The sequence below is a fragment of the Pseudoalteromonas sp. SG45-2 genome, assembly GCF_014164115.1.
In the GTDB taxonomy this organism is placed as follows: Bacteria; Pseudomonadota; Gammaproteobacteria; order Enterobacterales; family Alteromonadaceae; genus Pseudoalteromonas; species Pseudoalteromonas distincta.
This window is the reverse complement of record NZ_JACJEO010000023.1, coordinates 48622-63261: the sequence shown is the minus strand read 5'-3', so window position 1 is coordinate 63261 and position 14640 is coordinate 48622. Positions and strand designations below refer to the sequence as shown.

Sequence of the window (14640 nt, the reverse complement as noted above, 5' to 3'; positions counted from 1 at the left end):
CAAATGAATGGCGTATGTTAATGTTTTATTCAGTTTGTTTCCAGCCTTTTTATAGATGTTTAGCCAGCTGTTCGATCACCTTGCGAGCTATTTCTATTTTACTTGTTGTTGGTAATTCTAGTTGTTCATTATGCCAGTACAGTGTTAAAGCATTATGATCGGAATTAAACCCTAAGCCACTTTTTGATACGTCATTAGCGCAAATCATATCTAGATTTTTATTTTGTAGTTTACCTTTAGCATAGCTTTCTACATTTTGAGTTTCGGCGGCAAATCCAACCGTATAGGGGCGGTTTTGTGTAAGGTTTGCAATAGCTGCAATTACGTCAGGGTTTTTAGTTAAAGTAAGGGTGAGTTCGTCGCCTTGCTTTTTCATTTTTTGAGTCGCAATGTTTGCAGCTCGATAATCCGCAACAGCAGCGCAACCTATAAAAGCATCAGATTGTGATGCATAGGTAAGTGACTCAGTTAATAGCTCCTCAGCGCTTTCTATATTAATAAGGTTTACGCCAGTAGGGGCTTTTATAGTGACAGGGCCCGAAATTAAATTAACTTTAGCACCGAATTGCAAAGCGGCTTCTGCCAGTGCATAACCCATTTTTCCAGAACTGTGATTTGATATAAAACGTACCGGATCGAGAGGCTCACGCGTTGGGCCTGCCGTTATTGTAATTGTTTTTCCTGCAAGTAATTGCGGTTGCTCTTTTGCTATACATAGCGCAACTAGCTCATGTGGCTCTAACATGCGTCCAGCGCCTATATCACCACAGGCTTGCTCACCTTTACCTGGGCCCCAAATAAGTACGTTACGTGCTTTTAATGTGGCTAAATTTGCTTGTGTAGCTGCGTGTGCATACATTTGCTGGTTCATGGCTGGTGCTACAGCTACTTTTGCTGGCGTTGCTAGCAGTAACGTCGTTAGTAGGTCGTCAGCAATGCCGGCTGCCATTTTTGCAATAATATTGCAGGTAGCTGGGGCAACTAAAATTAAGTCAGCCCATTTTGCAAATTCAATATGCCCCATTGAAGCTTCAGCAGAAGGGTCTAGTAATGAGTCAGAGACTGTTTCTCCACTAACGGCTTGCATGGTCAGTGGTGTAATAAAGTGTTTAGCTGATTCAGTCATAACTACTTTTACTTCACAACCAGCGTCTTTTAATCGCCTAACGAGTTCTGCGCATTTATAAGCTGCAATACCGCCGGTAATACCTAGTACAATTTTTTTGTTTGTTAAGTTAGTCATGAATGTTCATCAGTTTTTATTAAATATTGGGCTTAAAATAACAAATCTTTACCCGTACAGCGAAGTTTTTTAATTCGAAATAACAGGCTAAATTTTAAATTTGCATTACATTTATAAGACACTTTCGCCTCTCAAGGATGAACAATGCAACTTACTTCACTTCCAAACTCACTTCGACCTCGTGAAAAACTCATCGCGAAAGGAGCTAAAGCGCTTACTGATGCTGAGCTCCTTGCCATATTTTTACGAACAGGGTTACCAGGAATGAATGTAATTGAGTTGGCTCAGCATCTATTAAATGAAAATAAAACCCTACATAATTTGTTTAATGCCAGTATTGAGGAGTTTTGCTCTCAAAAGGGGTTAGGGACCGCTAAGTATGTGCAGCTACAAGCTGTATTAGAGCTAAGCCAACGTTATATGCAGGAGCGTTGCCAACGAGATGCAGTGTTTAATTCGCCTAACTCAGTTTATGACTATCTAACAATTCAAATGCGAGGCTTGCAACAAGAAGTATTTATGGTGTTATACCTAGATAGCCAAAATAGATTAGTAAAAGACGAAATACTTTTTTATGGCACAATTAATTCTGCCAGTGTTTATCCGCGTGAAGTGGTAAAGGCTGCCCTTAAAAATAATGCAGCCGCTGTTATTTTTGCGCATAATCACCCAAGTGGTATTGCAGAACCGAGCCAAGCAGACAAACTTATTACTAATAAATTGCAGCAAGCACTGCAATTGGTCGACATAAGTGTGCTCGATCACATCATTGTTGGTGGAGAAACCTGTGTTTCGTTTGCCGAGCGAGGCCTGATTTAGCTTTGTTAGACACATAAGTGTGTTAAAAATGAGCTGTTTAACGTGTTTTGGCAAATTAGTTTAATTTAAATGCAGTTTTTACTTTCCCTAAGGGCATTCGATCTTTATAATTAGCCGCTATCAAATTTACATATATGAGCTGATTGGATAGATCAGTGTTTGATCTTTGCCTGTAAAAGCTGTATAAAGAGCGCCCTTCGATTTATCTCTAGGGCGGAAATACACGGCCTTAGATTAAATTAAGCTCGAGCGAAGTTATTGGAGATATATAGACATGTCTAAAGTATGTCAAGTTACAGGTAAGCGTCCAGCGGTTGGTAATCACCGTTCACACGCGAGAAACGCGACTAGACGTCGTTTCCTACCTAACCTACAAACACACCGTTTTTGGGTTGAAAGTGAAAAACGTTTTGTAACATTACGCACTACTACTAAAGGTATGCGTATTATCGATAAAAAAGGCATCGACACGGTTCTTACAGAAATCCGTGCTCGCGGCGTTAAAGTTTAAGGATCTGAATCATGCGCGATAAAATCCGTTTAGTTTCAACTGCCGGTACTGGTTTTTTCTACACTACTGACAAAAACAAACGTAACATGCCTGAGAAGATGGAAATCAAAAAGTTTGATCCAAAGATTCGTAAACATGTTCTTTTTAAAGAAGCTAAAATTAAGTAATTTTAGTTCTTCTTTTAGAATTTAAAAACCCAGCTTAGGCTGGGTTTTTTGTTTTTAAACTATGATTAGCGAATTGACATAAAAAACCTCGTTGGCATAACCAACAAGGCTTTTAAATCAAAAAACGTTATACCAATAGCATTAAATTAGTGATTTATTTAATGCGATAAAATAATCATGTTTTTAATAAAATTGGTATCATTAGATTTTTGTGAATGCATCTTGTAGTGGTGGTACTACTTGCTTTTTACGGCTCAGTACACCATCTAACCATACTTTATCATTCTCTGGTTTTACACCGTAAGCCTGCTCAACTAAGTTTGCATCGTCAGATACAATTAGCATTTCTGAGCCTTCTTTCATTATATCGGTAAGCAGTAAAAATACAGAGTGGCGGTTGCCCTCAACTTTTAGCTTAGCAATATCGGCTGCAAGGTCTGCTTTAATATCGTCAAAAACAGCAAGGTCGATTACTTCTAGCTGGCCAATGCCTACTAGGTTACCGTTCATGTTGAAATCTTTAAAGTCACGCATTACTAAATCACGTGCTGGTGTGTCTTCTACCGCAGATTTAACGCGGAACATATCCATACCAAGTTCTTTAAAGTCTTCGATGCCTGCAATTTCAGCTAGCGCTTCAACACATTTAATATCGGCTGTGGTACATGTTGGCGATTTAAATATAACTGTGTCGCTTAAAATTGCACACATCATGATACCAGCGATGTCTTTAGGGATTTCTACGTTGTAGAAGTCATACATCATTTTAATAATGGTGTTTGAACAACCAACAGGACGAATCCAACATTCAAGCGGAGTCGATGATGTTAAGTCACCTAATTTATGGTGATCTACCACACCAACAACGCGAGCTTGGTCGATATCATCAGGTGCTTGTGTTTTTTCTGTGTGATCTACAATATACACATCTTCACCAGCGTAGCTTAACTTAAGCTCTGGTGCTTCAAAACCAAATCTATCAAGGATAAATTGAGTTTCAGGTGAAACTTCACCAAGACGAGTTGGAATTGCTGGCTCATCAATTTGGTTTTTTAAATAAGCCAGTGCAATTGCACCACAAATAGAATCTGAATCTGGGATTTTATGGCCCACTACATACATAGACATTGACGGAACTCCTTTAAATTTGCCGATATTCTAACAAAGTCTGCGGCCTTTAACATATAGACAGCGCAATTAAGTTTTAGTTACACTTTAAAATCTTGAATTTATTAGGTGTATTTATATGCGACTGGGCCGTAAAGGTTGGAACAACGTTATAATATTTTCGATGTTGATTATGATCTTCTTTTTAAATGGCTGGCATAAGCAATTTTTAGGAGGGGAGGATAAACCAGCGTTACAAGCTGTACTCCCCCAGCAAAGTTTTGTACTTACACTGCAATTTGTTGATCAAAAAATTGAGCGAATAGGAACAAGTTGGCGTACAACACCACTACAAAAAGATATACCGCTCGTGTGGAAAGCTTCTGAGCAGCAGCTTAGTGATTTAGTTAACCAATGGCAAAGCGCGGCGCTAATGGGGGTTAATGAGTCTGTTGTTTTTAATCCTAATGCACCTTTATACGTTGCTACATTTGAGTTGGCTGGCGAAAGTATGCCGTGGGTTTATTTGCTCTACAAAGGCGATGGACAATATTATTTACTCGAAAAGAGAAGCCAGCGAATACTCGCACTCGATTTAAAAACTGCTCAGCAGTTATTCCCTAGTTTTGATTTTTCACAAAGTGAGTCTAATTAATGCCTGAATTACCAGAGGTAGAAGTGAGCCGAATGGGTATCACTCCCCACGTACAAAACCAAGTTGTTACAAAGGTAAATATTTACAATGCCAGTATGCGCTGGCCAGTGCCCGATGATGTGTATCAACTTGAAGGGCTAATTGTTACAAGTATTGAGCGACGAGCTAAATATTTACTTTTACATTGTGAGCTTGGGAGCACTATTTTACATTTGGGTATGTCAGGTAATTTGCGTGTAGTAGATAAAAGTGAGCCGCTTAAAAAGCATGACCATGTAGAGTTTATTTTTGGCAACGGTAAAGCGCTGCGCTTAAACGATCCTCGTCGTTTTGGTTGTTGCTTATGGCAAGAGCCCGGTGAAGTGCATAAGCTACTCTCTAAGCTTGGTCCTGAGCCGCTTACCGATGATTTTTTTGCTAAACGCGTGTACGAACAATCGCGCAATAAAAAAGTACCCGTAAAGCAATTTATTATGGATAACGCAGTGGTGGTTGGTGTTGGTAATATTTACGCGAATGAATCGTTATTCAAAGCGGGTATACATCCAAAGCGAGAAGCGGGAAAAGTATCGCTCAAACGTTATCAAGCACTTATCCCTATTATAAAAGACACGCTTGCGGCGGCTATTACACAAGGTGGTACAACGCTTAAAGACTTTGCACAAAGTGATGGTAAGCCTGGGTATTTTGCCCAAGAGTTATTAGTATATGGGCGCAAAGGTAAGCCATGTATGACGTGCGAAAACGAATTAGAAGAAATTAGATTAGGGCAACGCAGTACTATTTTTTGCTCAAATTGCCAAAAGTAGTTATTTGAATTTTACTGACTCTAAATTTAATGAGATTTAAGGGCCAGCTTTAAAAGCGGGCCCTTTATTTTAAAGCTCAAACGGTGCTACACCGACTGCCTTCATTTTATATCCTACCTGCGCGATTTCGCCCGACCATGTTTCTGTGCTTATTATTCCGGTTACAACGATTGCGTCGTACAGACTATCTATAGGCACACCACCTTTAATCGTTACATGGACTATTTGATTTGGCGGTGGTGGTGGTACGTGTATACAGGCGCCAAAATAAGGCACGAGTAAAAACTCAGTAATGACTTCGCTATCGCCCTCAAGTGGCACAACAAAACCTGGCAAACTTACCGATTGACCATCAAGCGCTTTTACCACTGGAGCATCTAAATCGGGTTGCACCCAGTTTTGATCGCTGCCTTCGTGATTAGCTTGTGCTTGAGTGTCTATTTGCATATGACCTTTGGGAATTAAGTCTTCCCAAAAAATTTCTTTTGGTGGATTGGCATAGCTCGCTACGCTTATAAATAATAAGCTAATAGCAGCAATGTATTGAAAAGCTGTTTTAAAAAATGTCATAAAATACCTAAAAATTATGCTTTTATACTCATGCCATCGCTGAGTGAATAAAAATAAGCGCGAGTAGCGGGTATTAAGCCAATAACAAAACCTGCGGCCATAATAACCCCGATTAAGCCCAGTTCATAGTAAGAGAGCATTGTAATATTTACGCTTATACCGGCATGGCTTTGTAAGTAACCGCTGGCTGAAAAAATAACTAAATAGTAAAGCGCACTACCCACTAGGCAACCAAGTAAAGTTGTCAGTAATGACTCAATACTTATAAGTGTAAATAAATGCCAAGGGCGAGCCCCTACTGAGCGCAATATAGCAAGTTCGCGACGTCGCTGGCTCAGATTTGCAAGCAATGTCGTTAACATACCAAGTAAGCTAACTAACACGACAACAGCTGAGAATAGTAATAGTATTTTTTCTACTATGGCGAGCATTTCCCATAACTCTTTAAGTGTTACGGTTGGCATAATGCCAAGCAGGGCTTCTGGCTTATATTGATTTATATTGCGCCTAATTTGTAATGTGTACAAAGGCGAATTAAATCCCATTAAAAATGTTGTAATTTGCTTAGGGTGACCGACTAGGTTGTTATGTTCGTCATGCTCATGCTCATGCTCATGCTCATGGCTCGCTTTACCGCCGTGAATTAAATCGATTGCAGCCAAAGTAATGTGCAGCGTTTTATCAACTGGCGTGCCTGTTGGGTTTAAAATGCCGACGACTTTAAATGGGTTATCGTCATGATGATGAAAACTGGTGTTCCCCATGCCGTGCGATATAACAATAGAGTCGTTAAGTTTGTAGCCTAGTTTATTTGCAACTTCGCTACCTAGCACCACTTCGTTAATTGCGGCAAAAGGGTGGCCTTTGTTAAAGGTTAAATTTTGTTTTTTTGCAAAGCGATAATGGCTAAAGTAATCAAGTGTTGTGCCTAGTACCGCTTGGCCTTTATGGCTGTCGCCTAGGCTTATAGGTATGCTCCATTTTACGCCTCGCTGACTTGTTATGTATTGATAACTTTTCCAACTTACGCCGTTATTAGTATGGCCAATTCTAAATACTGACGAAAGCAGCAACTGTATATCGCCGGTACGCGCACCAACAATTAAATCAGTGCCCGAAATAGTATTACTAAAACTACTTTTAGCATCAATTCGTACACGTTCAATACTCAAAAGTAGCATTACACTAATTGCGATAGTAAATAATGTAAGCAGTACACTTGCGCGGCGATTTAATAAGCTTTTGTAAGCAAGTTTAGCGAGAATCATACCTGCTCCTGCAAATTTATAAGATCAATGGAGCGGTTAAATAAAGGCTTTAGTGTTTCATCGTGGCTCACAAATACCAGCGTACTATTAGATAACTTTGCTTGTTCAAACAGTAGCTTTATAAAGCTCTCACGGTTATTTGTATCGAGTGCAGATGTGGGCTCATCAGCAATTATTAGTTCAGGGCTGCCTATAAATGCGCGAGCGGCAGCAACGCGCTGTTGCTGTCCAATACTCAGTGTCGCTACATCTTTATGGTGATACTGGGCAGTAAGGCCTAAAGCATTTAATAACCGTATCGCTTCTTTTTGTAAGGCAGAGTTTTTATTTGATGATTTCTTTAATATTTTTTGTTTTCGGCTTTTTGAAAACTCACACCCAAGCGTTATATTTTCAATAGGAGTTAAATAAGGAAGCAGGTTAAAGTTTTGAAAAATGTAGCCAATGTGATCCGCTCTAAAAACATCACGGGTGGTATTGCTTAATGTAGTTAGGTTTTGGTCTAAAATTGATACCTCACCGCTGGTGGCTGTATTAATGCCAGCAAGAATCGCTAATAAGGTCGATTTACCTGAGCCACTAGGACCGTGTAAAAAAATATGCTCACCTTTTTCTATAACTAACTCTTTTATGTTGAGCGTGGGTGAGCTATCGCTTTTATGCCACTTAAAAGTTACGTTTTTCAGGTTTATCATTATCCGATTACCAACCCCAGTAGTTTAGATCTTTACGCATTTTTAGCTGTCTTATTATATTTAATGGCTTGGGTTTTAGTTTTTCGTTACTTTGTAAAAATTCATTAGCTGCATTTAATACGCGTTGGCTAGATTGGCCATCGGTATACGGATGAAGTTCCTGGCAATAGCTTTCAATATTTTGCATTAAATCACTAGGTTTAGTAAGCACGTGTTCAATAGCTGCTTCTACTTCATCTGCGTCGGTAATATCAAGTAAATGAGGAAGTGGTTTTTGATTACAAAACGTGACTACCGGTTTACGTAGTAGTAAAAACATTAAAAGAACTGACGATGTATCGCACAGCATAACATCAGCAGCTTGCAGTAACGGCAAAACGTTATCGGTTTCAATAAATGTTAGATTTTCGTTACTCAGCGCTTTATATTTATTAACCCATTCGGCAGGCATTTTAGGATGAAACTGCATCAAAATACGCCACTTACCTTGCTCACTAAAATGTTTTATTTGCTCATATAATTTAGGAGCAAGTGATAGCTTTCGTGAGAAAGTAGAGCATATAAGTAAAGTAGGGCGAGGGTCGTCGCTTACATAAGGATTATTTGAAGTGTTACTAAAAAGTGGATCGAGTGTTGGCCAGCCAGTTTCAGTTACTTTAAAGAAACCATGCTGCTTAGCTAGCTCTTTAAATCGGGTTGTTGTATTTGGGCCTTGCGTACAATATAAATCGTAACAACCACGAATAGTAAAATGACCACGATTACCTTCAGAGCTGCGCTTTTCAGAATTAAAACCATGAAATACAGCTACTTTTTTACCTGGAATAAAGCTAGGTACTATATTACCCGGTATAAACGTAATGTTTGGAGCCCAGCTTTTTACATCTTTTATGGTATGTAAACGTGGCTCGTCTGTGGTTAAAAAATCGGGGTTTACTTCGCTACCCGCTAAAAACCAGCGTACTTCACCACCATGTGTCAATATTTGCGCCTGCAAAGGTCTCAAGATAGCGTATGAATAATTCTGAGAAATATACATTAAGTATTTTTTATTTTTAGTGGCAGTTAAGTAGTTCAAGCTATCTCCTCAGGCTGGTTAGCACATTAAGTTTACCCCATTGCGACTCGCTTATAAATATATGCCTTTATTTGTTTTAAGCATCCGATTGAGCTTTGAGGTTGGCTAGATTATTATACAGCCCATATAACCCCATACCATACTTTGCTCAAAGAGCATCCCTAACCCCGGAGATAGCATGACTAGCTATAAAGTTTTAGACGTAAACGATGATTTACCCATTCGTACCAAAGGTGAAGTACACAGCGGTAAAGTTCGTTCAGTTTATTGGTTAACTGATGAAGACAGCGCACGATTAATTAAAGATAAAGGCTACCAAGTACCGACAGGTACTGAGCTTGCTATTATGGTTATTTCAGACCGAATTTCTGCATTTGATTGCATTTGGCAGGGCGAAAACGGTTTAAATGGCGTACCAGGTAAAGGTATAGCGCTAAACTCAGTGGCAGCCCATTGGTTTAAGTTATTTGATAAAGCGGGTCTTGCGGGTAATCATATTGTTGATATTCCGCATCCGTATGTGTGGATTGTACGCAAGGCCAGTACCGTAAAAGTAGAGGCAATTGCTCGCCAATATATTACGGGCAGCATGTGGCGTGACTACGCTAAAGGCATACGTAACTTTTGTGGTATTGACTTGCCAGAAGGTTTAAAAGCGAACCAAAAGCTTGATAACGTTTTAGTTACGCCATCAACAAAAGGTATTATTGAAGGCGTTGCTGATATTCCGCCAGTTGATGATGTAAATATAACTCGCGCTAACATTACTAATAACTTAGATGTATTTAACTTTAAATCGGCAGATGACGTAACCAAATACGAAAAACTGTTAGTTGAAGGCTTTAAATTAATTAGTGATGAGCTAGCGAAGCTTAACCAAATTTTTGTAGATACAAAATTTGAGTTTGGTTATGTAGAGGGTTTAAATGGCGCGCAACAGCTTATATATATTGATGAAGTAGGCACGCCTGATTCGTCACGTATTTGGGATGAAGCCGCTTACAAAGACGGTAAAATTGTTGAAAATTCTAAAGAAGGCTTTCGTCAATTACTGATTAATAACGTGCCAGAGAGCGACGTATTATTAAATAAAGATCGCATGAGTGAGCGTGAGCAGTTAGCTAAAGATTATATTTTACCAGAATCAGTAATGCTTGAAGTGTCAAATACCTATGTTGGCATAGCGAGTAAAATTGTTGGCAGAGATATCGTGATCCCTGAAGATCCTCGCCAAGAAGTTATTACTATTTTAGATAACGATTACGGATTAATTGTTAAATAACAGCACTTAAGTGCTAATAAAGCCAGTAACTAAATCTTTATTTTTAGTTACTGGGCTATAATTCTTGCAATTAGTGCTCGTCTCTAATTAACTTAACCTAATATTAATGTTTAGGTATTGTTATGTTTGAACGGGCATTGCAAAAGTTTGCTAAAAGTCATTACTTTTTAGCTATAGGTTTGTTTTTTAGTCAGTTTGCTTTAAGTGCAAATGTTGAATTAGTAATAGAAGATCAACACGGCCAAAAGTTATCAGGTGCTGTGGTTGAGCTTAATATTGCTGGTAAACAAGCCACACCATCAAATTTGCCCATTGCTATAATGGATCAAGTCCATAAGCAGTTTTTACCCGAATTATTAGTTGTACAACAGGGTCAAAAAGTTAACTTTCCTAACAGCGATAATATTCGCCATCATGTTTATTCTTTTTCACAAGCTAAGCCTTTTCAACTAAGATTATATTCAGGCCAACCAAAAGAGCCCATTACGTTTGAGCAACAAGGGGTTGTTGTTTTGGGGTGTAATATACATGACTCTATGGTTGGCTATATTTATGTAGCTAACAGCGAATTCGTATATAAAACAGATAAAAAAGGCTATGTAAATTTGCCTATTAATACACTGCCTGCACAAGTGAGTGTGTGGCATCCATTACAAACAGCACCATTGGAGAATAAAAAAATGATAACAATTAATTCTCAAAAACAGTTACAGATAACAGTAAACACATCAACTCCAGCACCCAGAAATACCTTTGGTAGTAAGTTTAAGGCTGGTAATGACTAATAGTTTACGAAATCGCATAACCATTTTATGTGTTGGCTTAGTGTTATTAACCACTATGGTCAGCTTGTTTAGTTTTTGGTGGTCTACGAGTAAATTTCAAGAAGAAAAAGTAAATCAAGATATTACCGTAGCGCAAAATGTTTATAAGCAATATTTAAAGTCAAAAGAAAGCCTACTGTTAACCGCTGCAAAAGTACTCACCTCCGATTTTGGTTTTAAGCAAGCTGTAGCAACGCGAGATGCAGGTACAATCAGCAGCGTGTTGTTTAATCACAGTCAGCGTATTGATGCCGAATTAATGTTGTTACTTGATTTATCGGGTAAGCTAATTTCCGCCAATACTGACGAAGACGTTTTTGCACACAACTTAAAGCCCTTGATGGAAGAGCTTTTAAGTGCGCCAGAAGAGTCTAGTTTTGTGGTGCTTAATAACGAGCTGTATCAAATTATTTTATTACCTGTAAAAGCGCCACGTACAGTAGCCTATAGTTTGGTGGGCTTTAAAATTGACGACAATGTAGCCCATGAACTAAAAAGCTTAACAGGCATGGATGTAAGTTTTATAGGCAGTGCTGACGATATTGTTATTAGCTCATTAGCTAATCGTCCTGAGCAATTTGAACCTGTTAGCTATTTTAGTACCGTAACCACATCGCGGTTATTTGGTGAGTATTTAGTGTTTCGTAACCGAGAAATAGATTTACCATCGTTGTTGACCCATCCCATAATTATTTTGCTGAGTGCCGATTTAACACAAAGTTATAGTGATTTCGAAAAACTGCTTTTTACACTTATTATTTTAGCTATTTTAACTATGTTTGTAGGTGTTATTACAAGCAGCATATTTGCAAATAATTTAACTACGCCACTTACTCAACTAGCTGTAATAGCAAGGCAATTTGCACAAGGGAATTATGCTTTTGAATTTAAAGGCCAAAGGCAAAGTACCGAAATAGACACGCTAGTCGCAGCGTTTGATAGCATGGGTAATGATATTAATCAGCGCGAGCAACAAATTAGCTTTCAAGCCCGTCACGACTCCCTAACAGGCTTTTATAACCGCTCAGCAATGCTTGAGGTGCTTGATGATGAGTTAGATTCATCAGCCGAGTACACGCTCGTTGCAATAGACATAAAAGGTCTTCGCCATATAAACGATAAGCTCGGTCCGCGCATTGGTGATGACTGCCTAAAGGCCGTTGCTTGCAGAATAAGTGAGTTTTCGGATGAGTTAGGGGGCTTTCATGCCCGTATTGGCGGCGATGAGTTTTTAACTGTGTTTCCGACTGCGGCAGCGCGCGAGCAAAAAAGCGGTATTGTTGGCTTAATGGCACAATTACAAGCGTGCTACACCATTCAAAAACTAAAAATTAACTTACGCTTTAGTGCAGGCATTGTGCAGTATCCTACACAAGGTATTGCAAGTGATGACTTAATGCGCCGTGTGCTAATTGCAGTTGAAAGTGCTGCCAACACACAAGAGAGCATACATTACTATCAAAATGGCGAAGACGAAGCGCACTTAGAGCGCTTAATAATGCTTGATGAACTAAAGCAGGCTATTAGTGATGACGATGGTCAATTGTTTATGACTTATCAGCCAAAATTACATTTGAAATCGCAAAAAATAGATAAAGTTGAGTCGCTTATTCGCTGGCAGCGAAAAGATGGTAGCTGGGTTAATCCTGAACTGTTTATTGACTTAGCCGAGCAGTCGGGGCTTATTGTTGAGCTTACTGGGTGGGTTGTTAATACGGTTGTAGCACAAGTAGCTGATTGGCAGTCTAAAAATATAAACTTACAGGCTGCAATAAATGTATCTGCGCAAGATATAGCATTTCCGGGCTTTCACGCTGCATTAGTTCGCACGCTTAAAAAGTACAAATTAGATTCTAAGCTGATCACTATTGAGCTTACTGAGCGCGATATGATCGAAAACGAAGAAAAAGGTATTAAAGCGCTCGAAAACCTAAAGGCAATTGGCGTTAAAATATCATTAGATGATTATGGTGTAGGGCAAACATCACTTGGTAGATTAAAAATGCTGCCTATTGATGAGCTTAAGCTAGATAAGTGCTTTATCCTAAAACTTGATGAATCGCAAAAAGATCAATTTATAGTGCAATCATCAATTACGTTGGGACATCAGCTAGGTTTCTCGGTTGTAGCTGAAGGGGTTGAAACGCTTGGCTCATTAAATTTACTTAGAGGCATGCAGTGCGACCATGCACAAGGCTATTACTTAAGTAGGCCTTTAAAAGCAGAACTATTAGAAGAATGGCTGGAGGAATACTATGCAAAAAATTAAATACTTATTAGCAAGTTTGTTTTTAATAGTTAGTGTGCCGAGCATTGCAAGCAATGGAAAACTGCTAGCTACGCCGGGAGTTTCTCAAATTGAAGGCAGTGGCGGCGGGGGGATTGTACCGTGGGCACAACTTGCTGGGTACGCAAGTGATGATGAATTTTCGGTAAATGGCTTTTGTAGTCGCGCAGATGTAACCGACTACACACTTGACGTATGTGGTGCACAACTTAATTTATTTAATCGTGTTGAGCTTAGTTATGCCCAACAGCGCTTTGATGTACCAGCACTTGATGCTGAAATAGAGCAATCAATTACAGGTGCTAAAATACGTTTGTACGGCGATATTGTTTACAGTGATTGGCCACAGCTTAGCTTAGGGATTCAGCATAAATCACTGGATGATGGCAGTATTGCAACACTTGTAGGCGCAGAAAAGACTAGCGGTACTGACTACTACCTCGCTGCTAGTAAATTACATTTAGGGGCTATTGCTGGCTATAACTGGTTTTGGAACGTAACTACAAGATACAGTGAAGCTAATCAACTTGGTTTACTTGGTTACGGTGGAGAAAATACTAGCGGAAAAGTATTATTTGAAGGCAGCACAGCACTATTTTTGAGTCGCGAAATAGCCGTAGGTGTTGAGTATCGTCAAAAATCAAATAACTTAAACTTAGGCGAACAAGATTGGAAAGACTTATTTGTAGCGTGGATGCCTAACAAGCATGTGAGTGTGACTGCGGCTTACCTTGATTTAGGAAGCATTGCAGGGGCTGACGATCAAACAGGTTGGTATTTATCGGTTACAGGGTATTGGTAATGAAAAGCGTTGGTATTTTTTTGATTTGTTTAGGGTTGCTTAGTGGGTGTGCAAATTCTACTAAGCTCTCACTTTATCAAAAGCTGGATGGTAAAGCTGGGATAGGCAGAATTGTTGATAGCTTTATCTATCAAATAGGCAATGACGAGCAGATAATTCATTACTTTGAACACAGCAATATAGCGTACTTTCGCCAAGGGTTTATTACTCATATGTGTATGTTAGTAGAAGGCCCATGTACATACGATGGCGACTCTATGGTAGCAATCCATACAGGTATGCATATTACAGAGAAAGACTTTAATCATGTGGTTGATTTACTTATAAATGCAATGAATGAGCAGAACATTAGCCATAGTTTGCAAAACGATATTCTCTCTAGAATGGCACCACTTCGTGGTGAAATTATAAAAATGTAGCCATAAAGGCTTTAAAGTAATTATTAAGTAAAGGGAACCTTGCTTTGATGTCATTGTCCACTTAGAATTATTTCATAAAAACAATAATTGGCAAATATAGCTTG

16 protein-coding genes are annotated in these 14640 nt (G+C 39.0%); 10 read left to right on the top strand and 6 right to left on the bottom strand.

Annotated elements, in window-relative coordinates:
• Positions 1-49: 49 nt before the first annotated feature.
• The gene (gene coaBC / locus H5116_RS16275; RefSeq protein WP_182716630.1) at positions 50-1243 is read right to left on the bottom strand and encodes a bifunctional phosphopantothenoylcysteine decarboxylase/phosphopantothenate--cysteine ligase CoaBC; all 1194 of its coding nucleotides are present in this window, start codon (positions 1241-1243) and stop codon (positions 50-52) included.
• 144 nt (positions 1244-1387) lie between these two features.
• Here coaBC and radC point away from each other — a divergent pair, with 144 nt between their 5' ends.
• The 3 genes from radC (at position 1388) to rpmG (ending at position 2740) form a co-directional block, all read left to right on the top strand.
• Entirely contained in the window at positions 1388-2062 is a 675-nt protein-coding gene (gene radC / locus H5116_RS16270) for a RadC family protein (protein WP_007581936.1), read from the top strand.
• A gap of 274 nt (positions 2063-2336) precedes the next feature.
• Complete coding sequence (gene rpmB / locus H5116_RS16265) at positions 2337-2573, top strand: 50S ribosomal protein L28 (RefSeq protein ID WP_004335549.1); 237 nt, start codon at positions 2337-2339, stop codon at positions 2571-2573.
• Between the two features lie 11 nt (positions 2574-2584).
• A complete protein-coding gene (gene rpmG / locus H5116_RS16260) occupies positions 2585-2740 on the top strand; it encodes a 50S ribosomal protein L33 (RefSeq protein WP_004335545.1) in 156 nt (51 codons plus the stop codon).
• Between the two features lie 201 nt (positions 2741-2941).
• On the opposite strand, the gene H5116_RS16255 is transcribed toward rpmG, so the two are convergent.
• The gene (locus tag H5116_RS16255) at positions 2942-3868 is read right to left on the bottom strand and encodes a manganese-dependent inorganic pyrophosphatase (RefSeq protein ID WP_004335532.1); all 927 of its coding nucleotides are present in this window, start codon (positions 3866-3868) and stop codon (positions 2942-2944) included.
• A gap of 118 nt (positions 3869-3986) precedes the next feature.
• On the opposite strand from H5116_RS16255, the gene H5116_RS16250 reads away from it, so the two are divergent.
• Together H5116_RS16250 and mutM are read left to right on the top strand one after the other, a co-directional pair.
• Positions 3987-4502 (top strand): hypothetical protein, encoded by a 516-nt coding sequence (locus tag H5116_RS16250; RefSeq protein ID WP_004335529.1) that lies wholly within the window; start codon positions 3987-3989, stop codon positions 4500-4502.
• Complete coding sequence (gene mutM / locus H5116_RS16245; protein ID WP_004335526.1) at positions 4502-5311, top strand: bifunctional DNA-formamidopyrimidine glycosylase/DNA-(apurinic or apyrimidinic site) lyase; 810 nt, start codon at positions 4502-4504, stop codon at positions 5309-5311. The genes H5116_RS16250 and mutM overlap by 1 nt, the downstream gene beginning before the upstream one ends.
• A gap of 69 nt (positions 5312-5380) precedes the next feature.
• On the opposite strand, the gene H5116_RS16240 is transcribed toward mutM, so the two are convergent.
• Genes H5116_RS16240 through H5116_RS16225 form a run of 4 tightly spaced genes read right to left on the bottom strand, consistent with a single transcriptional unit; the run spans position 5381 to position 8922 of the window.
• On the bottom strand, positions 5381-5881 hold the full coding sequence (locus H5116_RS16240; RefSeq protein WP_004335523.1) for a DUF3299 domain-containing protein: 501 nt from the start codon (positions 5879-5881) through the stop codon (positions 5381-5383).
• 14 nt (positions 5882-5895) lie between these two features.
• Positions 5896-7149 (bottom strand): ABC transporter permease, encoded by a 1254-nt coding sequence (locus tag H5116_RS16235; protein WP_182716629.1) that lies wholly within the window; start codon positions 7147-7149, stop codon positions 5896-5898.
• Positions 7146-7844: an ABC transporter ATP-binding protein gene (locus H5116_RS16230; protein WP_024597019.1), complete on the bottom strand. Its 699-nt coding sequence runs from the start codon at positions 7842-7844 to the stop codon at positions 7146-7148. Before H5116_RS16230 ends, H5116_RS16235 begins: the two co-directional genes overlap by 4 nt.
• A 7-nt stretch (positions 7845-7851) precedes the next feature.
• Positions 7852-8922 carry a CDP-glycerol glycerophosphotransferase family protein gene (locus H5116_RS16225; RefSeq protein WP_182695555.1) on the bottom strand — a complete coding sequence of 357 codons (1071 nt, stop codon included), beginning with the start codon at positions 8920-8922 and terminating at the stop codon, positions 7852-7854.
• 178 nt (positions 8923-9100) lie between these two features.
• Between H5116_RS16225 and H5116_RS16220 the strand changes: the two genes are divergently transcribed.
• From H5116_RS16220 to H5116_RS16200, 5 genes are all read left to right on the top strand, one after another.
• Complete coding sequence (locus tag H5116_RS16220; protein ID WP_182716628.1) at positions 9101-10204, top strand: phosphoribosylaminoimidazolesuccinocarboxamide synthase; 1104 nt, start codon at positions 9101-9103, stop codon at positions 10202-10204.
• Positions 10205-10326: 122 nt separating this feature from the next.
• Positions 10327-10989 carry a methylamine utilization protein gene (locus tag H5116_RS16215; protein ID WP_182194018.1) on the top strand — a complete coding sequence of 221 codons (663 nt, stop codon included), beginning with the start codon at positions 10327-10329 and terminating at the stop codon, positions 10987-10989.
• Complete coding sequence (locus H5116_RS16210; protein ID WP_182716627.1) at positions 10982-13297, top strand: EAL domain-containing protein; 2316 nt, start codon at positions 10982-10984, stop codon at positions 13295-13297. Before H5116_RS16215 ends, H5116_RS16210 begins: the two co-directional genes overlap by 8 nt.
• Positions 13284-14117, top strand: coding sequence for a DUF3034 family protein (locus H5116_RS16205; RefSeq protein WP_182716626.1), 834 nt, complete (start codon positions 13284-13286; stop codon positions 14115-14117). The genes H5116_RS16210 and H5116_RS16205 overlap by 14 nt, the downstream gene beginning before the upstream one ends.
• On the top strand, positions 14117-14536 hold the full coding sequence (locus H5116_RS16200; RefSeq protein ID WP_182716625.1) for a group 1 truncated hemoglobin: 420 nt from the start codon (positions 14117-14119) through the stop codon (positions 14534-14536). The genes H5116_RS16205 and H5116_RS16200 overlap by 1 nt, the downstream gene beginning before the upstream one ends.
• Positions 14537-14640 lie beyond the last annotated feature (104 nt).